This window comes from Streptomyces sp. NPDC002868 (assembly GCF_055563295.1).
In genome coordinates this window covers 144,442-170,593 of the sequence record NZ_JBVHDR010000014.1, presented here as the reverse complement: position 1 = coordinate 170,593, position 26,152 = coordinate 144,442, and the positions used below count along the sequence as shown (strand labels likewise).

Sequence of the window (26,152 nt, the reverse complement as noted above, 5' to 3'; positions counted from 1 at the left end):
GTGTCTGCCTCACGTGATGGTCGGCGGGACAGCCGGCTCCGCATCGCCGTTTGGCTGTCCCGGTATTGCGGGTGGATCTGCCGACGCCTGGCCGCCCGGTTCGGCCGGCCCGCCCTCGGGGTCGAGGAGGGCGCAGACGACCGTCAGCAGACGGTCCACGTCGACGGGTTTCGGCACGTATTCATTGGCGCCCTGCGCGATCGACTTCTCGCGGTCCCCGGGCATCGCCTTGGCCGTGAGGGCGACAATCGGCAGGGCCGTCCAGAGCGGGCTGCGCCGGATCGCCTCGATCGTCTCGTACCCGTCCATCTCGGGCATCATGATGTCCATCAGGACCAGTTCGACGTCGGGGTTGCGCTCCAGCGTCTCGATGCCCTCACGGCCGTTCTCCGCGTAGAGCACGGGCATGCCCACCCTGCCCAGCACATGGGTGAGCGCGAAGACATTGCGGATGTCGTCGTCGACGATGAGGACGCGACGGCCCGACAGGATGCGGCCCGCACGGCCCGACTTCCACTCCTCCAGCTTGGTGGTCGTCGGCCAGCCGTCGTCCACGTCCTGGCGCGGAAGATGTTCGGCGTGGTGCCGCTCCGGCGAGGTCAGCGGCACGTCGTGGATGTCATGGACGCCGTGCAGAACATGGCCGTCGTACGAGCCGTCGCTGTCGCCGCCCACCTGGCCGGGGTAGAGGACGGGCACGTACAGCGTGAATGTGGAGCCGCGGCCCGGCTCGCTCTCCGCGATGATGCGGCCGCCGAGCAGCCCCGCGATCTCCCGGCTGATGGACAGGCCGAGGCCCGTGCCGCCGTACTTGCGGTTGGTGGTGCCGTCGGCCTGCTGGAAAGCCTCGAAGATCACCGGGAGTTTCTCCGGGGCGATGCCGATGCCGGTGTCGGTGACGGCGAACGCGATCAGGTCGTCCGTGCCTTTGAGCAGCTCGTTGTCGGGGTCCTTGACCCTGTTCACGCTCAGTTCGACGCGGCCGGAGGAGGTGAACTTTATGGCGTTGGACAGCAGATTGCGCAGGATCTGCTGGAGCCGCTGCTCGTCGGAGTACATCTCGCGCGGCACGTCCTCGCCGACGCCGACCTCGAAGGCCAGCCCCCGGTCCAGTGTGATCGGTCGGAAGGTGGCATGGACGTAGTCGAGCAGCTTGATCAGCGGCAGCTTCTTCGGGCGTACGTCCATCCGGCCGGCTTCGATCTTCGACAGGTCCAGGATGTCGTTGATCAGCTGGAGAAGATCGGAGCCCGAGCGGTGGATCGTGGTGGCGAACTGCACTTCCTGGTCGGACAGATGGCCGTCCGGATTGTCGGAGAGCAGCCGGGCCAGGATGAGCAGGGAGTTCAGCGGGGTGCGCAGCTCGTGCGACATGTTCGCCAGGAACTCCGACTTGTACTGCGAGGACGTCGCGAGCAGAGCCGCCTTCTCCTCCAGCTCCGCGTTGGAGCGCTGGAGTTCCGCCTGCTGGCGCTGGAGCTCGTCGGAGCGCTCCTGGAGCTGGACCGCGAGCCGCTGGGACTCGCCGAGCAGCGACTCCGTACGGGAGTTGGCGATGATGGTGTTGATCGCGACGCCGATGGTGTTGACGAACTGGTCGAAAAAGGCCAGGTGGACATCGGAGAAGCGGGAGAAGGACGCCAGCTCGATGACGCCCAGCAGCTGGTCCTCGAAGAGGATCGGGATGATGACGACGCTGGCGGGGGACGCCTCACCGAGCCCTGAGTTGATTTTGATGTAGTCGGGCGGGGCCTCCTCGAGGAGGATCCGCTTCTTCTCCAGGGCGGCCTGCCGGACCAGGCCGTGGCCCGGCATGCCGGTGGTGTCGACGGTGGAGGACTGTGCGGAGCCGTAACCGGCGATGAAGGCCAGTCCCTTGGTGGTGGACGTCGTACGGGACGGAGTGCCGTTCTGGTCGGGGTCGGCCAGGAAGAAGGCGCCGTACTGCGCGTTCACCAGCGGGGTCAGCTCGCGAAGGATCAGGTCGGCGACTTCCATCAGGTCGCGGTGACCCTGCATCAGACCGGCCAGACGGGCCAGGTTGGACTCCAGCCAGTCCTTCGCGCGGGTGGTCTCACGGAGGTTGGACACCATCAGATTGATGTTGTCCTTGAGCTCGGAGACCTCACCCCGCGTCTCCACGGTGATGGAGCGGGACATGTCGCCCTGGGCGACGGCGGACGCGACCTCGGCGATGGCGCGGACCTGGGTGGTGAGGTTGAGCGCGAGCTCGTTCACATTGGTGGTGAGCCGCTTCCAGGTGCCGTACACGCCCTCGACGCGTGCCTGGCCACCCAGCTGCCCCTCCGAGCCCACCTCGCGGGCCACCCGGGTGACCTCGGAGGAGAAGGAGGAGAGCGTGTCCACCATGGTGTTGATGGTGGTCTTGAGCTCCAGGATCTCGCCTCGGGCGTCCACGTCGATCTTCTTGGAGAGGTCGCCCTGGGCCACGGCCGTTGCCACCTGGGCGATGTTCCGCACCTGGGAAGTGAGGTTGTCGGCCATGTAGTTGACGTTGTCGGTGAGGTCCTTCCACAGGCCCGTGACGCCGAGGACCTGGGCGCGGCCGCCGAGCCGGCCGTCCGTGCCGACCTCGCGGGCGACCCTTGTCACCTCGTCGGCGAAGGCGCTCAGCTGCTCCACCATCGTGTTGACGGTGTCCTTCAGCTCCAGGATCTCGCCGCGGGCGTCGACGGTGATCTTCTTGGAGAGATCGCCGTTGGCGACGGCGGTGGTGACCTGGGCGATGTTCCGTACCTGGGACGTCAGGTTGGACGCCATGAAGTTGACGTTGTCCGTGAGGTCCTTCCAGACGCCGGACACGCCGCGGACCTGGGCCTGGCCGCCGAGGTTGCCTTCCGTGCCGACTTCGCGGGCGACCCTTGTCACCTCGTCGGCGAAGGCGGAGAGCTGGTCGACCATGGTGTTGATGGTCGACTTGAGTTCGAGGATCTCGCCCTTCGCCTCGACCGTGATCTTCTTGCCGAGGTCGCCCTGGGCGACGGCCGTCGACACGAGCGCGATGTTCCGGACCTGCGAGGTCAGGTTGTCGGCCATGAAGTTGACGTTCTCGGTCAGATCCTTCCAGACGCCGGACACGCCGCGGACCTGGGCGCGGCCGCCGAGGTTGCCTTCCGTGCCGACTTCGCGGGCGACCCTTGTCACCTCGTCGGCGAAGGCGGAGAGCTGGTCGACCATGGTGTTGATGGTCGACTTGAGTTCGAGGATCTCGCCCTGCGCGTCGACCGTGATCTTCTGCGACAGATCGCCGTTGGCCACGGCCGTGGTGACCTGCGCGATATTGCGGACCTGGGACGTCAGGTTGGACGCCATGAAGTTGACGTTGTCCGTGAGGTCCTTCCAGACCCCCGACACGCCGCGGACCTGCGCGCGGCCGCCCAACTGGCCTTCCGTACCGACTTCGCGGGCGACCCTCGTCACCTCGTCGGCGAAGGCGGAGAGCTGGTCCACCATCGTGTTCACGGTGAGCTTCAGCTCAAGGAGCTCGCCGGTCGCCTCGACCGTGACCGTACGGGTCAGATCGCCGCGCGCCACGGCCGTGGTCACCGCGGCGATGTCCCGCACCTGGGCCGTCAGCCGGGACGCCATCGTATTGACGGCCTCTGTCACATCCCGCCAACTCCCGGACAGGCCCTGCACCTTGGCCCGGCCGCCCAGCCGCCCCTCGGTGCCGGCCTCGCGAGCGACTCGCGTCACCTCACTCGTGAAGAGCGAGAGCTGGTCGACCATTTTGTTGACTGCGCGGCCCAGCCGGCGCAGATCGCCGCGCAACTGGCGGTTGCCGTCGTGCAGATCGACCCGCTGCGTCAGATCGCCGCCCGCCACCGCGTCCAGCACCCGGGCGGCGTTCGCCGCGGGCACCACCAGGGCGTCGAGCAGCGCGTTCGTACTGTTCACGTCGGTGGTCCAGGCGCCCTGGCCGGGGCTGGCCGCCAGCCGGTCGTCCAGCCTGCCGTGCCGAACCACCTCTCGGCCTACGCGTGTCAGTTCGTCCGCGAAGTGCTTGTTGCGCACGGCGATCTGGTTGAACATCGCGGCCAGTTCCGCGGACATGCCTTCATGGGTTTCCGCCACCCGTATCCGGAAGTCGCCGTCCCGTAATGCCGTCATCGCGGCCAGCAGCGGGCGGAGCTCCGAGACACGGATCCAGGCGCCGTCCGCGGGCGGCTGGGCAGGCAGCCGGGAGTCCGGCTGGGCGGGAGACAACGCAATATCTTTGTTCATATCCGCCCACTTCGGTGACTCGACGCTTATGGGCAGGCTCAGTCTGTCACTCTGTCGGTGTCATAAGCGGCGCATTGCCAGAACCGACCAGGAGCCGCACTGTGGGGCCCATTCCGATGCAGCGCGACACCGGCCAGCGCTCAACTGCGTTGTACCCACTACGGGACGACGCACGGTCGATTTCCCGCACCAGCCTGCCCGGCAACCCGCTCGCGCCGTCCGCCGCGCGCCGTTTCGTGCGCGCCGCACTCGCCGACTGGACCAACCTCGGGCTGCTCGCCACCTGCGCCTTCTGCCGGGGCAGCGCAGGGCCCGCGGGCTGCCCGCCGGGAAACCACAGTACGGACCGGCTCGCGGACGACGCCGTGCTGATCGTCAACGAACTCGTCACCAACGCCGTCGTACATGCGGGCACCACCGTTGAACTCCTCTGCCGCCTCGAGGAGTCGGCCGAAAGCGAACCCGCCGCGCTGGTGATCGAGGTCTCCGACCACCACCCCGCAAGGGCCGTACGGAACGAAACGCACGACGCCGACCACACCGGCACTCCCGAGTACGGCCGCGGTCTCCACCTCGTCGGCGCGCTCGCGGAGCGCTGGGGCATCACCTATCTCGCAGCCCTCAAGACCATCTGGGCCCGGCTCCCCGTCGACGGCTGGGACACCTGCCCGCTGCCCGGCGCCGAACCCGCGCTGCAGCGCGGGCTGCGCGCCGCCGAGATCCTCGCCCCCGCGCCCCGGCGCGCCGTCCGCGAGGACCAGGACTGGGTGAGCCGCGGGGCGCTCTCCTTCCTCGCCGAAGCCTCCGACCTGCTCGCCGGGCAGCTCGACGAGGACATGGTCGCGGCGCTCGCCGGGCAGTTGCTGGTGCCGCGGCTCGCCGACTGGTGCGCGATCTGGCTGGACGGGGAGGCCGGGCGCTCGGGCTGGGGGACGGGCGGCTCGGCAGGGATGGCACCGCGGCTCGCCCGGGTCTGGCACAGCGACGAGTCCCGTATGGAGATGCTGCGCGAGGCCCTGGAAAAGGAGCCGCCGCTACTGCCCGAGACCTCGGGCAACGGTCCTGTGCCTATCCCCTGGCCCCGTGACGGCGAGCCGGGAGCGGGCGAGGGCACGGCCGTCGCCTACCGCCTCGTCGCGGGCGGACGCGGCCTGGGTACGCTGCTCGTGGCACGCCAGGGCCTGGCGCGCGTACCCGACGAAGTGACCGCACTGATCGAGGACTTCGCGCGGCGGGTCGCCCTGGCGATCAGCGCGGCACGGCAGTACACCCGGCAGGCCACCATCAGCAAGGTCCTCCAGCGTGGGCTGCTGCCCGGCAAGGTCGGCGAGATCCCGGGCGTCGACCGGTTCCTGGTCTACGAGCCGAGTGACGACGGCGTCGCGGGCGGCGACTTCTACGACATCTTTCCGGCCAGCTCCGGCGGCCGCTGGTGCTTCATGCTCGGCGACGTCCAGGGCAGCGGGCCCGAGGCCGCCGTCGTCACCGGCCTCGCCCGGCCGTGGCTGCGGCTGCTCGCCCGCGAGGGATACCAGGTGGGCGAGGTACTCGACCGGCTGAACGGACTGCTGCTCGACGACGCGATGGAGGCGGCGGAGGCGGCCGCCCTGATGGTCGCGGCGGCGGGCGGGCAGGGCGTGCCCGATGGGCCGCAGGCGCGCTTCCTGTCCCTGCTCTACGGCGAGCTGGTGCGCTCGCCGCAGGGCGGCGTGCGATGCACCCTCGCGAGCGCGGGTCATCCGCTGCCGCTGCTGCTGCGCCCCGACGGCCGGGTGCGTACGGCGGCGGAGCCGCAGGTGCTGCTCGGGGTCGTCGACGACGTGGCGTACCGGAGCCAGACCTTCGACCTGGAGCCCGGCGACACGCTGCTGTGCGTCACGGACGGGGTGACCGAGCGTCGCTCCGGGCCGCGGATGTTCGACGACGGCGACGGGCTCGAGCGGGTGCTCGCCGGGTGCGCGGGTCTCACCGCGCAGGGGGTCGCGGAGCGGATCAGGCAGGCGGTGTACGAGTTCGCCAAGACGCCTCCGGAGGACGATCTGGCGCTGCTGGTGCTCCAGGCGCAGTAGCCGTTCGGGGTGACGGCCACGGTGACGGACAATGGGGGGCATGCCTTCCGTACTGCCCGATGGTGAGCCCATGCCCGAGGACGGGGCGCTGCCCGCGTCCGCGCTCCACGGCGCCGCGGACCGGCCGCTCGCCTTTTACCTGCATGTGCCGTACTGCGCCACGCGCTGCGGCTACTGCGACTTCAACACCTACACGGCGACCGAGCTGCGCGGCTCGGGCGGCGTGCTGGCCTCCCGCGACAACTACGCCGAGATGGTGGCGGAGGAGATCCGGCTGGCCCGCAAGGTGCTGGGCGACGACCCGCGGCAGGTGCGGACGGTGTTCGTCGGGGGCGGTACGCCGACGCTGCTGGCCGCGGGAGATCTCGTACGGATGCTGGATGCCGTACGGGACGAATTCGGGCTCGCCGACGACGCGGAGATCACCACCGAGGCGAACCCGGAGTCGGTGGATCCGGAGTATCTCGCCCAGCTGCGCGCCGGGGGCTTCAACCGGATCTCCTTCGGGATGCAGAGCGCGCGGCAGCACGTACTGAAGGTGCTGGACCGTACGCATACCCCGGGCCGCCCGGAGGCGTGCGTCGCGGAGGCGCGGGAGGCGGGCTTCGGCCATGTGAACCTCGACCTGATCTACGGCACGCCGGGGGAGAGCGACGACGACTGGCGCGCGTCCCTGGCGGCGGCGGTGGCGGCCGGGCCCGACCACATCTCGGCCTACGCGCTGATCGTGGAGGAGGGCACGCAGCTGGCGCGCCGCATCCGCCGGGGCGAGGTGCCGATGACCGACGACGACGTCCACGCGGACCGGTATCTGATCGCGGACTCGGCGCTGCGGGAGGCGGGCTTCGACTGGTACGAGGTCTCCAACTGGTCGACCTCCGAGGCCGGCCGGTGCCTGCACAACGAGCTGTACTGGCGCGGCGCGGACTGGTGGGGCGCCGGCCCCGGCGCGCACAGCCACGTGGGCGGGGTGCGCTGGTGGAACGTGAAGCACCCGGGCGCGTACGCGGCGGCGCTTGCCGACTCCCGCTCGCCGGGTGCCGGGCGCGAACTGCTCTCCCCGGAGGACCGCCGGGTGGAGCGCGTCCTGCTGGAACTCCGCCTGAGCGAGGGCTGCCCGCTGGACCTGCTGCGCGCGGACGGCCTGGCGGCGGCGGGTCGGGCGCTGTCGGACGGTCTGCTGGAGCCGGGGCCGTATGCCGAGGGGCGTGCGGTGCTGACGCTGCGGGGGCGGCTGCTGGCGGACGCGGTGGTGCGGGACCTGGTGGACTGACGGGGCGGGGCGGTGCGGTGCGCCTGCGGCAGGGCTGTTCCCCTACCCGCCCCTTCCCGAACTGGGGGCAAGCCCCAGACCCGCTCCCTACGCCCTGCGGGCGTGGGGGGACCCCCAGTACGCCCTTCGGGCGTGTCCTCAATCGCCGGACGGGCTTCAATTTCCGCCGGTCGGTCTGAAAATTCAGGCCGACCGGCGGAAATCCAGCCTCGTGGGGGTCCCCCCGGACGAAGTCTGGGGGGAGTTTGAGGCGCGGGGTCCGGGGCGGAGCCCCGGTTACGGGAAGGGGCGGGCAGGGGAAGAACCCCGGGTCACACCCCCGGCGCCGTCACGAAGTCGATCAGCTCCTCCACCCGCCCCAGCAGCTCCGGCTCAAGGTCCTTGTACGACCGCACCCCCGACAGGATCCGCTGCCACGCCGCGCCCGTGCTCTCCGGCCAGCCCAGAGCGCGGCAGACGCCCGTCTTCCAGTCCTCGCCGCGCGGGACCGTCGGCCAGGCGCGGATGCCCACCGAGGACGGCTTCACCGCCTCCCACACGTCGATGTACGGGTGGCCCACCACCAGGGCGTGGGCGCTGGAGATCTCGGACGCGATGCGGGACTCCTTCGAGCCCGGGACCAGGTGGTCCACCAGTACCCCCAGGCGCGCGTCCGGGCCCGGGGCGAAGGCCGTGACGATCGAGGGGAGGTCGTCGATGCCCTCCAGGTACTCCACCACCACCCCCTCGATCCGCAGATCGTCGCCCCAGACCTTCTCGACGAGCTCGGCGTCGTGGCGGCCCTCCACGTAGATGCGCCCGGCGCGCGCGACCCGCGCGCGGGCGCCGGGGACCGCGAGGGAGCCCGAGGCCGTACGGACCGGGCGGGCCGCGGACGGCGACGTCGGGCGGACCAGGGTGACGACGCGGCCTTCCAGCAGGAAGCCCCGCGGGGCCAGCGGGAACACCCGGTGTTTGCCGAAGCGGTCCTCCAGGGTCACAGTCCCCGCCTCGCAGCCGATCACCGCGCCGCAGAAGCCCGTGCCGACCTCCTCCACGACCAGGTCCGGGTCGGCGGGGACCTCGGGAGCCGGCTGCTGCTTCTTCCAAGGGGGCGTCAGATCGGGGCTGTAGCTGCGCATTCGCCAGACGCTACGACACCCCGAAGCGCGCCGCCAGCACGTCGCGTTGGGCGCGTACGAACGCCGCGTCGACGACCGCCCCGTGCCCCGGCACGTACACCGCGTCCTCGCCGCCCAGGGACAGCAGCCGGTCCAGCGCCGCCGGCCAGCGGGACGGGATCGCGTCCGGGCCCGCCTGCGGTTCGCCCGACTCCTCCACCAGGTCGCCGCAGAACACCACCTCCGGGCTGCCCGGCACCAGGACCGCCAGATCGTGGCCCGAATGTCCTGGGCCCACATTCGCCAGCAGTACCTGGCGGCCGCCCAGCTCCAGCGTCCACTCCCCGCTCACCATGTGGTGCGGCACCACCAGCACGTCGACCGCCTGGGCCGCGTCGTCTTCGGCTACCCCGTGGCGTACCGCCGAGCCGCGGATCCCGTCCCGCTCCCGCTTCATCAGATCGGCCACACCGACCGCGCCGTACACTTGCGCCCCCGCGAACGCCGCCGTCCCCAGCACATGGTCGAAGTGGGGGTGGCTCAGTGCGATATGCGTCACCCGGCGGCCGCCCAGCAGCGCCTGCGCCTGGGTGCGGAGCTCGGCGCCCTCGCGGAGTGTGGAGCCCGTGTCGTACATGAGGACACCGCTGTCACCGGCGATCAGACCCACAGTCGCGTCCCAGACCGGCATCCGTCGGCGGCCCACCCCGTCGGCCAGCCGCTCCCAGCCGAACTCTTCCCAACTGACGTCCATACCGGGACGCTATAGGCAACGACCAGCGATGTCGCACGGTAGCGTGGTCGGCCGCCCTTGCTAGGGGCGTACCCCACGGCCGTACACTGGCACGGTGAAAGGCTGGCACTCGTATGCATCGAGTGCCAAGCAGTCGCCCAGGGACCACAGCTGGAGGTGTGCGCGGTGCTCAGTGAACGCAGACTCGAGGTGCTGCGCGCCATCGTCCAGGACTATGTCGGCACCGAGGAGCCCGTCGGCTCCAAGGCGCTCACCGAGCGTCATAAGCTCGGCGTCTCGCCGGCCACTGTCCGCAACGACATGGCGGTGCTGGAGGAGGAAGGGTTCATCGCCCAGCCGCACACCAGCGCCGGACGCATCCCGACGGACAAGGGCTACCGGCTCTTCGTCGACAAGCTGGCGGGCGTCAAGCCGCTGTCGTCGCCCGAGCGCCGCGCCATCCAGAACTTCCTGGACGGAGCCGTCGACCTCGACGACGTCGTGGGCCGTACGGTACGGCTGCTGGCGCAGCTGACCCGGCAGGTCGCCGTCGTCCAGTACCCCTCGCTGACCCGGTCCACCGTCCGGCACGTGGAGCTCCTCTCCCTCGCGCCCGCCCGGCTGATGCTGGTGCTGATCACGGACACCGGACGGGTCGAGCAGCGCATGATCGACTGCCCCGCGCCGTTCAGTGACACCTCGCTCGCGGACCTGCGGGCCCGGCTCAACAGCCGGGTCGTCGGGCGCCGCTTCGCGGATGTGCCGCAGCTGGTGCAGGATCTTCCCGATTCCTTCGAGGCGGAGGACCGAGGGACCGTCTCCACGGTGCTCTCGACCCTGCTCGAAACCCTGGTCGAGGAGACCGAGGAGCGTCTGGTGATCGGCGGCACCGCCAATCTGACGCGCTTCGGGCACGACTTCCCGCTGACGATCAGGCCGGTGCTGGAGGCGCTCGAGGAGCATGTGGTGCTCCTCAAGCTGCTCGGCGAGGCCAAGGAATCGGGCGGTATGGGCATGACCGTACGGATCGGTCACGAGAACGCCCATGAAGGCCTCAACTCCACGTCCGTGGTCGCGGTCGGCTACGGTTCGGGCGACGAGGCAGTTGCCAAACTCGGCGTGGTCGGACCGACCCGCATGGACTACCCCGGAACGATGGGAGCGGTACGCGCAGTGGCACGTTACGTCGGACAGATCCTGGCGGAGTCGTAAGTGGCCACGGACTACTACGCCGTACTCGGCGTGCGCCGCGACGCATCGCAGGACGAGATCAAGAAGGCCTTCCGCCGCCTTGCGCGCGAACTCCACCCGGATGTGAATCCGGACCCGAAGACGCAGGAGCGCTTCAAGGAGATCAACGCCGCCTACGAGGTGCTGTCGGACCCGCAGAAGAAGCAGGTCTACGACCTCGGCGGGGACCCGCTTTCGCAGGCGGGCGGCGGAGGCGCGGGCGGCTTCGGAGCCGGTGGCTTCGGGAACTTCTCGGACATCATGGACGCGTTCTTCGGTACGGCGTCGCAGCGCGGGCCGAGGTCGCGTACGCGGCGCGGCCAGGACGCGATGATCCGGCTGGAGATCGACCTCAACGAGGCGGCCTTCGGTACGACCAAGGACATCCAGGTCGACACGGCGGTCGTCTGCACGACGTGCTCGGGCGAGGGCGCGGCGCCGGGTACCTCGGCGCAGACCTGCGACATGTGCCGCGGCCGCGGTGAGGTCTCGCAGGTGACGCGGTCCTTCCTGGGCCAGGTCATGACGTCGCGGCCGTGCCCGCAGTGCCAGGGCTTCGGCACGGTCGTGCCGACGCCGTGCCCGGAGTGCGCCGGCGACGGCCGTATCCGGTCCCGTCGCACGCTGACCGTGAAGATCCCGGCCGGCGTCGACAACGGCACGCGCATCCAGCTCGCCGGTGAGGGCGAGGTCGGCCCCGGCGGCGGCCCCGCGGGTGATCTGTACGTCGAGATCCACGAGCTGCCGCACCCGGTCTTCCAGCGGCGCGGCGACGATCTGCACTGCACGGTGACCATCCCGATGACGGCGGCGGCGCTGGGCACGAAGTGCCCGCTGGAGACGCTGGACGGCGTGGAGGACGTCGACATCCGCCCGGGCACGCAGTCGGGGCAGTCGATCCCGCTGCACGGGCGCGGCATCACGCACCTGCGGGGCGGGGGCCGCGGCGACCTGATCGTGCACGTCGAGGTGATGACCCCGTCGAAGCTGGACGCGGATCAGGAGCGGCTGCTGCGGGACCTGGCGAAGCTGCGCGGGGAGGAGCGGCCGACGGGCCAGTTCCAGCCGGGCCAGCAGGGCCTGTTCTCCCGCCTGAAGGACGCCTTCAACGGCCGGTAGGCGGAGTCACCGGGCTCGCGGTTGCCGTGGGCCCGGGGACGTTCGTGGGAGTCAACCAGGTTCGTGGTCGCCGTGAGCCATGGGGCGTTGGTGGTTGCTGTCGGTGGTGCGTTTCGCGGGCGAGCCCCCAAGCTGCCCGGTTAACGAACGGAACGCCGGATTCGGTGGTGCGGGAGTGACATGGCACCATGCCTGCATGTCCTCCGCACTGGCCGATCTTTGCCGTTATCCGATCGTGCAGGCCCCCATGGCGGGCGGCGCATCCTGCTCGCAGCTCGCCGCCGCCGTGTCCGAAGCCGGTGGGCTCGGGTTCCTGGCTGCCGGGTACAAGACCGCGGACGGCATGTACCAGGAGATCAAACAGGTCCGCGGGCTCACTGGGCAGCCCTTCGGTGTCAATCTCTTCATGCCGCAGCCCAACACCGCCGACCCCGCCGCCGTCGAGGTCTACCGGCATCAGCTCGCCGGTGAGGCCGCCTGGTACGAGACACCGCTCGGCGACCCCGACTCGGGGCGGGACGACGGGTACGAGGCCAAGCTCGCCATCCTCCTCGACGATCCGGTTCCCGTTGTCTCCTTCACCTTCGGCTGTCCGACCCGCGATGTGCTCGACTCCTTCGCCAAGGCCGGGACCTTCACCGTCGTCACCGTCACCACGCCCGAAGAGGCGCAGGCCGCGCAGTGGGCCGGGGCGGATGCCGTGTGCGTGCAGGGCGTCGAGGCCGGCGGACACCAGGGCACCCACCGGGACGACCCCGCGACCGACGGCTCCGGCATCGGGCTGCTCTCGCTCGTCGCGCTGGTCCGCGAGTCCGTGCAGCTGCCTGTCATCGCCGCGGGCGGCCTGATGCGCGGCGGCCAGATCGCCGGCGTGCTCGCGGCCGGCGCGGTCGCGGCGCAGCTCGGGACGGCCTTCCTGGTCTGCCCCGAGTCCGGCGCCAACGCGCTGCACAAGCAGGCCATGACCAACCCGCTGTTCGTACGCACCGAACTCACCCGCGCCTTCTCCGGGCGGCCCGCCCGCGGTCTCGTCAACCGCTTCATGCGCGAGCACGGCCCGTACGCCCCCGCCGCCTACCCCCAGGTGCACCATCTGACGAGCCCTCTGCGCAAGGCCGCCGCCAAGGCGGGCGACCCCCAGGGGATGGCGCTCTGGGCCGGGCAGGGCCACAAGATGGCGCGCGACCTGCCCGCCGGCCGGCTTGTCGACGTACTCGTCGCCGAACTGGACTCCGCGCGCGCCGCACTGGCCCTGGGCCGTTCCTGATGACCGCGCCCGTATTCGTCGTCGACTCCCTGGAGGGCGTGGGACCGGGTGCGGTCCTCACCCTGGACGGGCCCGAGGGGCGGCACGCCGTCTCCGTACGCCGACTGCAGTCCGGCGAGGACATCGTGCTCACGGACGGCCGCGGTCGCGGGGCCGCGGGCGTCGTCCTGCGGACCGAGGGCAAGGACCGGCTGATCGTAGAGCCGTTCGAATTCCCCACGGAGCCCGAGCCGACGCCCCGTATCACCGTCGTCCAGGCGCTCCCCAAGGGCGACCGCGGCGAACTCGCCGTCGAGACCATGACGGAGACCGGCGTCGACGCGGTCGTACCGTGGGCGGCCGCGCGCTGCATCACACAGTGGAAGGGCGAGCGGGGCGCCAAGGCGCTCGCCAAGTGGCGGGCGACGGCTCGCGAGGCGGGCAAGCAGTCACGCAGGCTCCGCTTCCCCGAGGTCGCGGACGCAGCAACGACCAAGCAGGTTGCGGCACTTCTCGCCAAAGCCGATTTCGCGGCGGTCCTGCACGAGGAGGGGGCCGAGCCGCTGGCCACCGCGGAGCTGCCGGCGGAGGGGTCGATCGTGCTGGTGGTGGGGCCCGAAGGGGGTGTGTCGCCGGAAGAGTTGGCGGCGTTCGCGGATGCTGGTGCGAAGCCGTACCGGCTCGGCCGCAGTGTGCTGCGTACGTCGACTGCGGGCACGGCGGCGACGGCGCTGCTGCTGGGCCGCACGGGCCGCTGGTCCTGACGCTCCGCCTGCGGCGGGCGTTTCCCTACCCAGATTGAGGCGCGGTCCCGGACGCGAAATCCAGCCCCTCCGGCGATTGAGGAGCGGGGTACGGGGCGGAGCCCCGAAAACAAGCCCCTCCGGCGATTGAGGCGCGGGGTCTGGGGCGGAGCCCCGGGTTCGGGCCCGCCCGAACCGTGTCGATGCGTGGCGGCAAGCGGTCTACCGCAGCCCGGGGCCGCAGTGGGAGCCTGCCCCTCATGAGGGGCATGAGACGAATACGCTACCCGCGCACCCTTGCCGCAATCGGCACTGCCGGCGCGGCAGTTGTGGGTGTCGCGGCCTGTGAGCCGACGACCGGCGGACTGAGTTCCGTCGCCGTCGCGATCACCACCGACAAGACGGGGACCAGCACACTCGAACGCCTCGGCTTCGATGTGCGCTGGCTCAGCTGTACGGCGACGGTCAATGGCGGCAACGCCGGTACCGGAGCGACCAAGTCGCCCTCCCCCTCGCGCGGCGCCACCGTCGACTGCCAGGGCGAGACCAACTCGGAACAGGACATCACGCTCAAGGGCAAGGTGACGGAGGAGCGTTCGGGGAAGTGCGTACGCGGCGACCTGATCGCGAAGGTCGACCGCAAGGTCGTCTTCCAGGCCACCGTGCTCGGCAACTGCTCCGGCGGGCCGACCCGTTCCCCCAACCGTCCGCCTAGCCACTCGCCGAGCGGAGCCCCGGGTGCCACCGTAACCGTCACCGTAACCGTCACCGCGACGCCCGATCCGCCGCGCAAGTGATCCGAAAGCCGTGACCGGGCGGCGGCCGCCTGCCTAGGGTGACGGTGTGACGCACCCTGCCTACCTCCGGTATCCGCATGTCCACGGCGAGTTGATCGCCTTCACCGCAGAGGACGACGTCTGGGTCGCCCCGCTCGACGGCGGCCGGGCCTGGCGCGTCAGCGCCGACAACGTTCCGGTGAATCACCCCAGGATCTCGCCCGACGGCACGCACATCGCCTGGTCGTCGCAGCTGGCCGGCGCGCCCGAGGTGCATCTCGCGCCCATCGACGGCGGGCCCGCGGACCGGCTGACGTACTGGGGCAGCGGAAGGACGTCCGTCCGCGGCTGGACCCCGGACGGCGAGGTTCTCGCGATCAGTACGTACGGCCAGGCCTCGCTGCGCCGCAGCTGGGCGCGGGCGGTGCCGCTCGACGGCGGGCCCGCGACCGTCCTGCCGTACGGGCCGGTGGGCGATGTGGCGTACGGGCCGCACACAGTGCTGCTCTCCGCCACCATGGGGCGCGAGGCCGCCGCCTGGAAGCGCTACCGGGGCGGTACGGCGGGCAAGTTGTGGATCGACCGGGCGGGCGACGGGGAGTTCGTACGCCTGCATGAGGAGCTCGACGGGAACATCGAGTACCCGCTGTGGGCGAGGGACCGGATCGCCTTCCTCTCCGACCACGAAGGTGTGGGGGCGGTGTACTCGTCCCTGGCCGACGGGTCCGATCTGCGGCGGCACACCGGAGTGGACGGCTTTTACGCCCGCCACGCCACCACCGACGGCACCCGGGTCGCCTACGCCTCGGCCGGTGAACTGTGGCTCCTCGACGACCTCGACGGCGCCGAGCCCCGCAGGCTCGACATCCGGCTCGGCGGCCAGCGCACCGATCTGCGGCCCCGCCCCGTCAAGGCCGACTACTACCTGGGCACCGCCACGCCCGACCACACGGGCCGCGGCAGCGCCGTGGAGATCCGCGGCGGCGTCCACTGGGTCACCCACCGGGAAGGGCCCGCGCGGGCGCTCGCCGTGGAGCCCGGCGTACGGGCGAGGCTGCCCCGCACCTTCCGGGTCGACGGCGAGGAGCATGTCGTCTGGGTCACCGACGCCGAGGGGGACGACGCCCTCGAATTCGCCCCGGCCACCGGCAAGGCGCCCGGCGCGACGCCGCGCAGACTCGGCGCGGGACGTCTCGGCCGGGTCCTGAGCCTGGCCGTCGCCCCCGACGGCAGCCGCGCCGCCGTCGCCTCGCACGACGGCCGCGTACTGCTCGTCGAACGCGAGTCGGGCGAGGTCCGCGAGGTCGACCGCAGCGAGCACGGCGAGGCCACCGGCCTGGCCTTCTCGCCGGACTCCGGCTGGCTTGCCTGGTCGCACGCGGGGCCCGACCCGCTGCGCCAGCTCAAGCTCGCCAACACCGCCGATCTGTCGGTGTCCGAGGCGACCCCGCTGCGCTTCTGCGACTTCCAGCCCGCCTTCACGCTCGACGGCAAGCACCTCGCGTTCCTCTCCGAGCGCGCCTTCGACCCGGTCTACGACACGCATGTCTTCGACCTCGCCTTCGTCGGCGGCTGCCGCCCGCACCTGATCACGCTCGCGGCCACGACGCCGTCGCCGTTCGGACCGCAGCGCCACGGGCGGGCCTTCGAGGCGGACAAGGACCAGCGGCAGCAGGACGGCGAGGAGAGCGGCGTCCCGGTCACCCGTATCGACCTCGAAGGACTCGCCGACCGGATAGTGCCGTTCCCCGTCGAGGCCGCCCGCTACTCCACGCTGCGTGCCGCCAAGGAGGGGCTGCTGTGGCTGCACCACCCGCTGCGCGGCGTCCTCGGCACGACCCGCGCCACGCCTGACGACCCGGGGCCCAAGACCGCGCTGGAGCGGTACGACCTGGTCCAGCAGCAGATCGAGGAACTCTCCTCGGACGCCACGAGCTTCCAGGTCAGCGGCGACGGAAAGCGGGTGCTGCTGTACACCGACGGCAAGCTCAAGGTGGTGCCGAGCGACCGCAGGGCCTCGCGCGATGAGGACAGTGACACCAACATCACCGTCGACCTCTCGCGCGTACGCGGCAGTGTCGACCCGGCCGCCGAGTGGCGGCAGATGTACGACGAGGCCGGCCGGCTGATGCGCGACAACTTCTGGCGCGCGGACCTCGGCGGCGTCGACTGGGACGGCGTACTCGACCGCTACCGCCCGGTGCTGAAGCGCGTGGCCACCCACGACGATCTGATGGACCTTCTGTGGGAGGTACAGGGCGAACTCGGCACCTCGCACGCCTACGTCACGCCGCGCTGGGGGTACGGGAACAGCTCGACGCGGCAGGGGCTGCTGGGCGCGGACATCTCCCGGGCGGCGGACGGCGCGTGGCGCATCGACCACATCCTGCCGTCCGAGACGTCCGACCCGAAGGCCCACTCGCCCCTCGCCGCGCCGGGCGTCGCGGTGCGCGCGGGCGACGCGATCCTCGCGGTGGACGGCCGCCCGGTGGACCCCGTCGCCGGGCCGGGGCCGCTGCTGGTCGGCGCGGCGGGCAAGCCCGTCGAACTGACCATCTCCCCGGCGGGCGGCGGCGATCCGCGGCACGCGGTCGTCGTCCCGCTCGCCGACGAGGAGCCGCTGCGCTACCACGCGTGGGTGGCCGGCCGGCGTGCGTACGTCCACGAGAAGTCCGGCGGCCGGCTGGGCTATCTGCACGTCCCCGACATGCAGGCGCCGGGCTGGGCGCAGATCCACCGGGACCTGCGGGTCGAGGTGGCGCGCGAGGGTCTGGTCGTGGACGTACGGGAGAACCGCGGCGGGCATACGTCCCAGCTCGTCGTGGAGAAACTGGCGCGCCGGATCGTGGGCTGGGACCTGCCGCGCGGGATGCAGCCCTTCAGCTACCCCCAGGACGCGCCGCGCGGCCCGGTCGTCGCGGTGGCGAACGAGTTCTCCGGCTCGGACGGCGACATCGTCAACGCGGCGATCAAGGCGCTGGGCATCGGCCCGGTGGTGGGCACGCGGACCTGGGGCGGCGTGGTGGGCATCGACAGCAGGTACTCACTGGTGGACGGGACGCTGGTGACGCAGCCCAAGTACGCGTTCTGGCTCGAGGGGTACGGCTGGGGCGTGGAGAACCATGGCGTGGACCCGGACGTGGAAGTGGTGATGTCTCCCCAGGACCACGCGTCGGGTCGTGATCCGCAACTGGACGAGGCGGTCCGGATGGCGCTGGCGGTGCTGACGGAGAACCCGGCGAAGTCGCCTCCGGAGCTGCCGTAGGGGGTGCGGGTCGCCGTCCCACAGCACCACGAACCCGATCACTGGATACGATGCCGGTCGTAGTGGACTCACTCGAGGAGGACCCCGGCATGGCGGGAGAACCGCAGGCTGACTGCCTGTTCTGCAAGATTGTCGCGGGGGAGGTGCCGGCCACAGTCGTACGGGAGACCGAGACCGTCGTCGCCTTCCGCGACATCAACCCCCAGGCCCCCACCCACGTCCTGGTCATCCCCAGGGCGCACTACCGGGACGCCGCCACCCTCGCCGCCGCCGAGCCGCAGCTCGTCGCCGATCTGCTGCGGGAGGCCGGTGAGGTCGCGGCCGAGGAGAAGGTCGACGGCGCCGGGTACCGGATCGTCTTCAACACCGGTACCGGCGCGGGACAGACCGTCTTCCACGCCCACGCCCACCTGCTGGGCGGCCGCGGCCTCGAGTGGCCCCCCGGATAACGGAGCCGACTCACCTTGTCCGTACGTGAACTCGTCGTGCTCGGGACCGCCAGCCAGGTCCCGACGCGGCACCGCAACCACAACGGCTACCTGCTGCGCTGGGACGGCGAGGGCATCCTCTTCGACCCCGGTGAGGGCACCCAGCGCCAGATGCTGCGTGCCGGGGTCGCCGCGCACGACATCAACCGGATCTGCGTCACGCACTTCCACGGCGACCACTCACTCGGCCTCGCCGGGGTGATCCAGCGGATCAACCTCGACCGGGTCCCGCACGAGGTGTCCGCGCACTATCCGGCCGACGGGCAGCGCTTCTTCGACCGGCTGCGGTACGCGACTGCCTACCGCGAGACGGTCGAGCTGATCGCGTCCCCGGTCGCCGCCGACGGCGTCCTGGCCGAGTCCGCGTCGTACACCATCGAGGCCCGCAGACTCTCGCACCCCGTCGAGTCGTACGGCTACCGCCTCGTCGAGCCGGACGGCCGCCGGATGCTGCCCGAGAAGCTCGCCGCGTACGGCATCAAGGGCCCGGACGTCGGCCGGCTCCAGCGCGAGGGCGAGGTGGGCGGCGTTCCGTTGAACGCGGTCAGCGAGCTCCGCAAAGGGCAGCGCTTCGCATTCGTCATGGACACCCGGCTCTGCGAAGGCGTGCACGCGCTCGCGGACGGCTGCGACATGCTCGTCATCGAGTCGACCTTCCTCGACGGGGACGAGCATCTCGCCGAGGACCACGGCCACTTGACCGCCGGCCAGGCGGCCCGGGCGGCCCGTGACGCGGGCGTGCGGCATCTGGTCCTGACGCACTTCTCGCAGCGGTACAACGAACCCGAGGAATTCGAGCGGCAGGCGCGCGCGGCCGGTTTCGAGGGGGAACTGACCGTCGCTCACGACCTGCTGCGCGTCCCTTTCCCCAAGCGTCACCCGTAACCGAGACGAGACAGCCGTGCCCCTCCCCAAGGCCGAACTGCACCTCCACATCGAAGGCACCCTCGAACCCGAGCTCGCCTTCGCGCTCGCCGCGCGCAACAGCGTCGAGCTGCCGTACAAGGACACCGAAGAGCTGCGCCGCGCCTACCTCTTCGAGGATCTGCAGTCCTTCCTCGACGTCTACTACAGCCTGATGGCCGTTCTGCGCACCGAGGACGACTTCGCCGAGCTCACCGACGCCTATCTGGCGCGCGCCGCGGCCCAGGGCGTACGCCACGCGGAGATCTTCTTCGACCCGCAGGCGCACACCTCCCGCGGCGTCCCGCTCGCCACGGTGATCGAGGGCCTGGCCCGCGCGCTCGACCGCAGCGAGGAGCGGCACGGCATCACGACCCGGCTGATCATGTGCTTCCTGCGGGACGAGTCCGCCGAGTCGGCGATGGAGACGCTCCAGACCGCGAAGCCGTATCTGCACCGGATTGCCGGGGTCGGCCTGGACTCGGCGGAAGTCGGGCACCCGCCGTCGAAATTCCGCGAGGTGTACGAGGCGGCTGCCGTGCTCGGCCTGCGCAAGGTCGCACACGCGGGCGAGGAGGGCCCGCCGGCGTACATCCGTGAGGCGCTGGACGTCCTCGGCGTGGAGCGCATCGACCACGGTCTGCGCTGCATGGAGGACCCGGAGCTGGTCGAGCGGCTCGCACGGGAGCGGATTCCGCTGACGCTGTGCCCGCTGTCGAACGTACGGCTGCGGGTCGTCGACACGCTGGAAGAGCACCCGCTGGCGCGGATGATGGACGCGGGGCTGCTGTGCACGGTCAACTCGGACGATCCCGCGTACTTCGGCGGCTACGTCGGGGACACGTTCCACGCGGTGCACGAGGCGCTGGGGCTGGGCGACGAGCAGCTGCGTGAGCTGGCGCGCAATTCGTTTGTGGCGTCGTTCCTGGAGGACGACGAGGAGCGGAGGGGGCGGTTGATCGCGGAGGTCGAGGCGTACGAGTTCGGCGGCGCGCAGTAGGCGGGGGAGGTGCGGTGCGGTGCGCCTGCGGCGGGCCTGTTCCCCACCCCGCCCCCTCAATCGCCGGACGGGCTCAATTTCCGCCGGTCGGGCCGAACTTCAAGCCCCTCCGGCGATTGAGGAGCGGGGTCCGGGGCGGAGCCCCGGCTACGTCCGCATCACCGGCACGACCCCCCGCTCATGCTCCTCCGTCAGCCGCGCCACCGGCACCGGCACCGAGCAGCTGATCGCGTCCGTCGCGGGCGTGTCGTAGCGCAGCGCGAAACCGAAGCCCGCGATGCCCAGCACGCCCTCCTCGCGGTCGACGGCGTAGCCGCGCTCCCGGGTCGCGGCCAGGCCCGCCTCCAATTCGCCTTCCGGTAGCGGGGGTTGATCGTCCGCCCGCTCGGCGAGCAGCGCCTTGCCGAGCGCACCCGCATGCGCGGGCAGCCGTCGGCCCACCCGGCTGAAGGTGCGCTGGTCCAGCGCCGCCACCATTGACCTTGCGCAGGGTGCGGCCGGCGGGTTTGGTTTCCGGGCCGGAGCCTCAGCTGTTGGCCAGGGTGCGGCCGAGGAGGGGGAGCAGGCGGTCCCAGTGGCGCTGCAGTGCGGAGGGGTTGAAGGCGTCGGTGTCGGACATGGTGAAGCCGTGGACGGTGCCGGGGTAGATCTCGGAGGTGTAGCCGACACCTGCGGCGTCCAGGGCCTGGTTGAGCTCGCCGAGGGCCTCGGGCGTTATGTCGGTTTCGGCGTGGCCGAGGTGGACCTGGGCGGTGAGCTGGGAGAGGAGGCGGTGCAGGCTGTCGGGCCCGTCGGCGCCCACGGGGCCGTGGAATCCGGCGACGGCGGCCACCTGGCCGGGGTGGGCCGCGGCGGTGCGCATCGCCAGGAGGCCGCCTATGCAGTAGCCGGTCACCGCGACCGGTCCGGCGCCGACCTCGGGCTGGGTGGTGAGGCACCTGAGGTAGGCGTCGGCGTCGCTCAGGACACGTTCGGCCGTGTGCGCCTCGATCAAGGGCATCAGCTGGGCGAAGACCGCGGGCCGGACCTCTTCTCCGATGTGCTCGGGAAGTTCGATCACCGGTGCCGGGCCGTGCCGGTAGAAGAGGTTGGGGACGAGCACGTAGTACCCGTGCTCGGCCAGTTCGCGGGCCATCTCCCGCAGCACGGGCCGGATGCCGAAGCCGTCCGCGTACATCAGCACCCCCGGGTGCCGCTCGCCACGGTCGGGGAAGGCGGCGAAAGCGTCAGCCTGGCCGTCTGTGGTGGGAATCTGCAGTGTCTTGGTGGGCAAGATCTTCCTTCCTTGGAGTTCACTCAATCGTTTATTGCACTAACGTTTTCGGCGCGAACGAACGTACATCGTTAGTCGAACTAACGCAACGAGTAGGATGGGCGCCATGATCAGAGCCGAAGCCGCGGACGGGCCCGACGACGGCGCACCCAAGATGCCCGACAGGCTGCGCCGACGGGCGAGCCGACTGTTGTCGCAACTGTCCGCGCGGTCGGACCGGTTGATAAACGAGGGACTGGCCGAGGTCGACGCCCGCAAGTGGCACTACGCCGTGCTCGCCTCACTGCAGGATTTCGGGCCGGGGAGCCAAGCGGCGCTGAGCGGGCGCACCGGCATCTACCGCAGCGACATGGTCGGCGTGCTCAACGAACTGGCCGAGCGTGACCTCGTCGAGCGGGCACCGGATCCCGACGACCGGCGCCGCAACATCATCACCATCTCCCCCCAAGGCCGCCGCCACCTACGCCGCCTTGACAAGGTCCTGGACGACCTCCACGACGAACTGCTCGCGCCGCTGAGCCCGGCCGAACGCGACCAGTTCCTGCAGTTGCTCACCCGCCTGCTGGACCACCACACCCGGACCTCCTGAGCCGCGTAGCGGCATCCGGCATCAACGCCGCCCGGGGCGCCGGTGGCCATCCAGTACCACACCGCCCTCTTCCGGCTCGTGCCCCAACTCGCCAAGGCGTTGAACGTGCCGACCCCCGCCGTGCGCAAGCCGGGCTCGGCGTTGAGCGAGCTGCCCCGGCCCGCGAGCGCCGGCACAGAGCCGGTCGGGCACGTCCGCCTCGGGTACCCCCGCGCCTCGACCCGGCGTCGTAGACGACCCGTCAGACGCTCAAGATCATCCTGCGGCGGGTTTCTGGCGTATCTGGGTCATGCCCCATTGACGGCGTCTGTTCGCGTATCTAGTCTCGATTCTCATCCATGTACGTCATCTATATAGGGAGACAGCATGGAGCCGACGCAGGACCTGACGATCACCGAGGTGCGGCTCACCCCGATCCTCGTCGCCGACCCGCCGCTGCTCAACACGCAGGGCGTGCACCAGCCGTATACCCCCCGCCTCATCGTCGAGGTGGTCACGGCGGGCGGCGTCACCGGCGTCGGCGAGACCTACGGCGACACCAAGTACCTCGATCTGGCAGCCCCGCTGGCGGACGCGCTGCCCGGCTGCCAGGTCAGCGATGTGAACGGGCTGCACCGGCTCGCGGCCCTGGTGTGCGGCGACTCGCCCGAGGCCACCGGCGCCGACGCCGTCGACGTCGGTGGGCTGCGTGGCGTGCAGACGGCCGACAAGCTGCGGCTCTCGGTCGTCTCCGGCTTCGAGGTCGCCTGCCTCGACGCGCTCGGCAAGGCACTCGGGCTGCCCGTGCACGTGCTGCTCGGCGGCAAGGTGCGCGACGCCGTCGACTACAGCGCGTATCTCTTCTACCGCTGGGCCGGACACCCGGACGGGGCGGGGGAGCCCGACGACTGGGGCGCTGCGGTCGACCCGGCGGGCATCGTCGCCCAGGCCAGGCGCTTCGCCCGTGACTACGGCTTCGCCTCCTTCAAGCTCAAGGGCGGCGTCTTCGAGCCGGAGGAGGAGATCGCGGCGGTCCGCGCGCTGGCGGAGGCGTTCCCGGGGCAGCCGCTGCGGCTGGACCCCAACGGCGCGTGGTCGGTGGAGACTTCGCTGCGGGTCGCGGAGGAGCTGGCCGACGTACTGGAGTATCTGGAGGACCCGGCGTCCACGACGGCCCGGATGGCGGAGGTCGCGGCGGGGACGGACGTGCCGCTGGCCACGAACATGTGCGTGACGACCTTCGCCGAGATACCGGAGGCCTTCGCCCGGGGTGCCGTGCAGGTCGTCCTCTCCGACCACCACTACTGGGGCGGCCTGCGCAATACCCGTGAACTGGCCGCGATCTGCCGGACGTTCGGCGTCGGCCTGTCCATGCACTCCAACACCCACCTGGGCATCAGCCTCGCCGCGATGACCCATGTCGCCGCGGTCGTCCCCAACCTCGACTACGCCTGCGACAGCCACTACCCCTGGCAGGCCGAGGACGTCATCACCGAGCGCCTCGCATTCAAGGACGGCCGGCTGGCTGTCTCCGACCTGCCGGGCCTCGGCGTCGAACTCGACCGCGGACGGCTGGCCCGCCTCCACCGGCGCTGGCTCGACGACGACGGCACGATGCGCGACCGTGACGACGCCGCGGCGATGCGGGCCGCCGAGCCGGGCTGGGTCGCGCCGCGGGTCCCCCGCTGGTAACCGCCGGGGCTCCGCCCCGGACCCCGCGCCCCAATTCCCCCAGACTTCGTCCGGGGGGACCCCCGCGGGGCTGCATTTTCAGCCCGCCCGGCGACCATCAGGCAGACTGGCCTGATCTGAACCACGTACCGGGAGCGGCACGGTGACCACTCGACACGGAGAGCAACTGGACCACACTGCCGCCTGCCTCGACCCGCTTGCGGCGCTGCGGACCCCGGCCGACCCCGGCTGTGACGTCTACCTCACCGGCAGCGTCTTCCTCGACATCATCTTCACCGGCCTCGACTCCGCCCCCGTCCGCGGCACCGAGTCCTGGGCCCGTGGCATGGGGTCCAGCCCCGGCGGCGTCGCCAATATGGCCACCGCGCTCGCCCGGCTCGGGCTGCGGACCTCGCTTGCCGCCGCCTTCGGGGACGATCACTACGGCGAGTACTGCTGGGACGCCCTCGAACAGGGCGAAGGCATCGACCTCTCCCTCTCCCGCACCGTCCCCGGCTGGCACTCGCCCGTCACCGTCTCCATGGCGTACGAGGGCGAGCGCACCATGGTCTCGCACGGCCACGAGGCCCCGCCGGCCGAGTCCGCGCCCGAGTGCCCACCGCCCGCCCGCGCCGCCATCGCCTCGCTGACCCCCGGGCGCGACGAGTGGATCGCCCAGGCCGCGCGCAAGGGCACCCGGGTCTTCGCCGATGTCGGATGGGACGAGTCCGGCCGCTGGGACCCGGCCGACCTGGCCGATCTGGAGCACTGCGAGGCCTTCCTGCCCAACGCCGAGGAGGCGATGCGCTACACCCGCACCGACTGCCCGCGCGCCGCCGCCCAAGCCCTCACCGACCGGGTGCGCCTCGCCGTCGTCACCCTCGGCGCGGACGGCGCGTACGCCGTGGACGGCGCGACCGGCGAGAGCGCCCAGGTTCCGGCGATCGCGGTGGAGGCGCTCGACCCGACCGGCGCCGGGGACGTCTTCGTGGCCGGGTTCGTCACCGGCACCCTCGCCGGCTGGCCGCTCGCCGACCGCCTCGCCTTCGCCGGGCTGACCGCCGCCCTGTCGGTGCAGGAGTTCGGCGGATCGCTCTCCGCGCCAGGCTGGTCCGAGATCGCGGCCTGGTGGCAGTACGTCCAGGGCTGCGACGACCAGGACCCCGCGGCCCTGCGCCGGTACGCCTTCCTCGAGGCGCTGCTGCCCGCCCCGACCAGGCCCTGGCCGCTGCGCAGGGCCGTGCCGACCATCGGTTTCGGCCGTTCGGCCTGAGCCGCGGCGCGGTTCGCGCGGCACCCCGCCGTAAAAGCCCTCGGTCTTGTCAGTGCCAGGTCGTACGCTTGGTTCCCAGAGGTTGTCGAGCAGCGAGAACCCTGCAACGGGAGGTATGTGCAGGCCACAGAGCCGGCCCATGACTCAGACACCCACAGCCCAGACCCCAGCGCTGGGGCAGGCGCGAGCCCACTTCACCGTCCCCGCCAAGCATCCGATGGTGACGGTCCTGGGTTCGGGTGATGCCCTGCTGCGCGTGATCGAGAAGGCCTTCCCGGCGGCCGACATCCATGTCCGGGGCAATCAGGTCAGCGCGGTCGGCGACGCGGCGGAAGTCGCTCTGATCCAGCGCCTGTTCGACGAGATGATGCTCGTGCTCCGCACCGGGCAGCCGATGACGGAGGACGCAGTGGAACGCTCGATCGCCATGCTCAGAGCCAGTGAGAGCGGCAATGGCGAGGTCGAGACACCGGCCGAGGTGCTCACCCAGAACATCCTCTCCAGCCGCGGCCGGACCATCCGCCCCAAGACCCTCAACCAGAAGCGGTACGTCGACGCGATCGACAAGCACACGATCGTGTTCGGCATCGGCCCCGCCGGTACCGGCAAGACGTATCTCGCCATGGCCAAGGCGGTGCAGGCCCTGCAGTCCAAGCAGGTCAACCGCATCATCCTGACCCGTCCCGCGGTGGAGGCGGGCGAGCGGCTCGGCTTCCTGCCCGGCACGCTGTACGAGAAGATCGACCCGTATCTGCGGCCGCTGTACGACGCGCTGCACGACATGCTCGACCCCGACTCGATCCCGCGGCTGATGGCGGCGGGCACGATCGAGGTCGCGCCGCTGGCGTACATGCGCGGCAGGACGCTCAACGACGCGTTCATCATCCTCGACGAGGCGCAGAACACCAGCGCCGAGCAGATGAAGATGTTCCTGACCCGGCTCGGCTTCGACTCGAAGGTCGTCGTCACCGGTGACGTCACCCAGGTCGACCTGCCGAACGGCACGAAGAGTGGACTGCGCCAGGTCCAGGAAATCCTGGAGGGCGTCGAGGACGTCCACTTCTCCCGGCTCACAAGTCAGGATGTCGTCCGGCACAAGCTCGTCGGCCGTATCGTCGACGCGTACGAGAAGTACGACGGTCAAAACGGTCAAAACGGGAAGTAGTCAGAGCGCGCC

General features: G+C 71.0%; 19 protein-coding genes and 1 pseudogene. 15 read left to right on the top strand and 5 right to left on the bottom strand.

The features are described from left to right. Window positions 1-9: 9 nt before the first annotated feature. A complete protein-coding gene (locus tag ACZ3H8_RS33190; protein WP_467408084.1) occupies window positions 10-4,131 on the bottom strand; it encodes a HAMP domain-containing protein in 4,122 nt (1,373 codons plus the stop codon). Window positions 4,132-4,361: 230 nt separating this feature from the next. Between ACZ3H8_RS33190 and ACZ3H8_RS33185 the strand changes: the two genes are divergently transcribed. Both ACZ3H8_RS33185 and hemW read left to right on the top strand, forming a co-directional pair. Continuing rightward, complete coding sequence (locus tag ACZ3H8_RS33185) at window positions 4,362-6,314, top strand: SpoIIE family protein phosphatase (RefSeq protein ID WP_467408083.1); 1,953 nt, start codon at window positions 4,362-4,364, stop codon at window positions 6,312-6,314. Window positions 6,315-6,354: 40 nt separating this feature from the next. After that, a complete protein-coding gene (gene hemW / locus ACZ3H8_RS33180) occupies window positions 6,355-7,587 on the top strand; it encodes a radical SAM family heme chaperone HemW (protein ID WP_467408067.1) in 1,233 nt (410 codons plus the stop codon). 311 nt (window positions 7,588-7,898) lie between these two features. On the opposite strand, the gene ACZ3H8_RS33175 is transcribed toward hemW, so the two are convergent. Both ACZ3H8_RS33175 and ACZ3H8_RS33170 read right to left on the bottom strand, forming a co-directional pair. After that, a complete protein-coding gene (locus tag ACZ3H8_RS33175) occupies window positions 7,899-8,708 on the bottom strand; it encodes a DUF3097 domain-containing protein (protein ID WP_467408066.1) in 810 nt (269 codons plus the stop codon). Between the two features lie 10 nt (window positions 8,709-8,718). Continuing rightward, the gene (locus tag ACZ3H8_RS33170; RefSeq protein ID WP_467408065.1) at window positions 8,719-9,441 is read right to left on the bottom strand and encodes an MBL fold metallo-hydrolase; all 723 of its coding nucleotides are present in this window, start codon (window positions 9,439-9,441) and stop codon (window positions 8,719-8,721) included. A gap of 165 nt (window positions 9,442-9,606) precedes the next feature. On the opposite strand from ACZ3H8_RS33170, the gene hrcA reads away from it, so the two are divergent. The 9 genes from hrcA to ACZ3H8_RS33125 all read left to right on the top strand — a co-directional run bounded on the left by hrcA (window position 9,607) and on the right by ACZ3H8_RS33125 (window position 20,190). Next, on the top strand, window positions 9,607-10,632 hold the full coding sequence (gene hrcA / locus ACZ3H8_RS33165; RefSeq protein WP_356227623.1) for a heat-inducible transcriptional repressor HrcA: 1,026 nt from the start codon (window positions 9,607-9,609) through the stop codon (window positions 10,630-10,632). Beyond that, a complete protein-coding gene (gene dnaJ / locus ACZ3H8_RS33160) occupies window positions 10,633-11,769 on the top strand; it encodes a molecular chaperone DnaJ (RefSeq protein ID WP_467408064.1) in 1,137 nt (378 codons plus the stop codon). 196 nt (window positions 11,770-11,965) lie between these two features. Beyond that, window positions 11,966-13,036 carry a nitronate monooxygenase gene (locus ACZ3H8_RS33155; RefSeq protein ID WP_467408063.1) on the top strand — a complete coding sequence of 357 codons (1,071 nt, stop codon included), beginning with the start codon at window positions 11,966-11,968 and terminating at the stop codon, window positions 13,034-13,036. Next, on the top strand, window positions 13,036-13,779 hold the full coding sequence (locus ACZ3H8_RS33150) for a 16S rRNA (uracil(1498)-N(3))-methyltransferase (RefSeq protein WP_467408062.1): 744 nt from the start codon (window positions 13,036-13,038) through the stop codon (window positions 13,777-13,779). The genes ACZ3H8_RS33155 and ACZ3H8_RS33150 overlap by 1 nt, the downstream gene beginning before the upstream one ends. A gap of 248 nt (window positions 13,780-14,027) precedes the next feature. After that, a complete protein-coding gene (locus ACZ3H8_RS33145; protein ID WP_467408060.1) occupies window positions 14,028-14,555 on the top strand; it encodes a hypothetical protein in 528 nt (175 codons plus the stop codon). 46 nt (window positions 14,556-14,601) lie between these two features. Further along, window positions 14,602-17,799, top strand: a complete 3,198-nt coding sequence (locus tag ACZ3H8_RS33140; RefSeq protein WP_467408059.1) for a S41 family peptidase — start codon at window positions 14,602-14,604, stop codon at window positions 17,797-17,799. 89 nt (window positions 17,800-17,888) lie between these two features. Then, complete coding sequence (locus ACZ3H8_RS33135; protein ID WP_307665979.1) at window positions 17,889-18,248, top strand: histidine triad nucleotide-binding protein; 360 nt, start codon at window positions 17,889-17,891, stop codon at window positions 18,246-18,248. A gap of 15 nt (window positions 18,249-18,263) precedes the next feature. Further along, on the top strand, window positions 18,264-19,172 hold the full coding sequence (locus ACZ3H8_RS33130; protein WP_467408057.1) for a ribonuclease Z: 909 nt from the start codon (window positions 18,264-18,266) through the stop codon (window positions 19,170-19,172). A gap of 16 nt (window positions 19,173-19,188) precedes the next feature. Continuing rightward, window positions 19,189-20,190, top strand: a complete 1,002-nt coding sequence (locus ACZ3H8_RS33125) for an adenosine deaminase (RefSeq protein WP_467408056.1) — start codon at window positions 19,189-19,191, stop codon at window positions 20,188-20,190. 147 nt (window positions 20,191-20,337) lie between these two features. Here the strand turns inward: ACZ3H8_RS33125 and ACZ3H8_RS33120 are convergent. Together ACZ3H8_RS33120 and ACZ3H8_RS33115 are read right to left on the bottom strand one after the other, a co-directional pair. After that, window positions 20,338-20,646: pseudogene (locus ACZ3H8_RS33120) on the bottom strand (IclR family transcriptional regulator domain-containing protein); the annotation flags it as partial. A gap of 70 nt (window positions 20,647-20,716) precedes the next feature. Further along, a complete protein-coding gene (locus ACZ3H8_RS33115; RefSeq protein WP_467408054.1) occupies window positions 20,717-21,463 on the bottom strand; it encodes a dienelactone hydrolase family protein in 747 nt (248 codons plus the stop codon). Window positions 21,464-21,569: 106 nt separating this feature from the next. On the opposite strand from ACZ3H8_RS33115, the gene ACZ3H8_RS33110 reads away from it, so the two are divergent. The 4 genes from ACZ3H8_RS33110 (at window position 21,570) to ACZ3H8_RS33095 (ending at window position 26,140) form a co-directional block, all read left to right on the top strand. Then, window positions 21,570-22,052, top strand: coding sequence for a MarR family winged helix-turn-helix transcriptional regulator (locus ACZ3H8_RS33110; protein WP_467408053.1), 483 nt, complete (start codon window positions 21,570-21,572; stop codon window positions 22,050-22,052). 366 nt (window positions 22,053-22,418) lie between these two features. After that, on the top strand, window positions 22,419-23,723 hold the full coding sequence (locus ACZ3H8_RS33105; RefSeq protein WP_467408052.1) for a glucarate dehydratase family protein: 1,305 nt from the start codon (window positions 22,419-22,421) through the stop codon (window positions 23,721-23,723). Window positions 23,724-23,865: 142 nt separating this feature from the next. After that, window positions 23,866-24,975 carry a carbohydrate kinase family protein gene (locus ACZ3H8_RS33100; RefSeq protein WP_467408050.1) on the top strand — a complete coding sequence of 370 codons (1,110 nt, stop codon included), beginning with the start codon at window positions 23,866-23,868 and terminating at the stop codon, window positions 24,973-24,975. Between the two features lie 139 nt (window positions 24,976-25,114). Beyond that, window positions 25,115-26,140, top strand: a complete 1,026-nt coding sequence (locus ACZ3H8_RS33095) for a PhoH family protein (RefSeq protein WP_467408049.1) — start codon at window positions 25,115-25,117, stop codon at window positions 26,138-26,140. Window positions 26,141-26,152 lie beyond the last annotated feature (12 nt).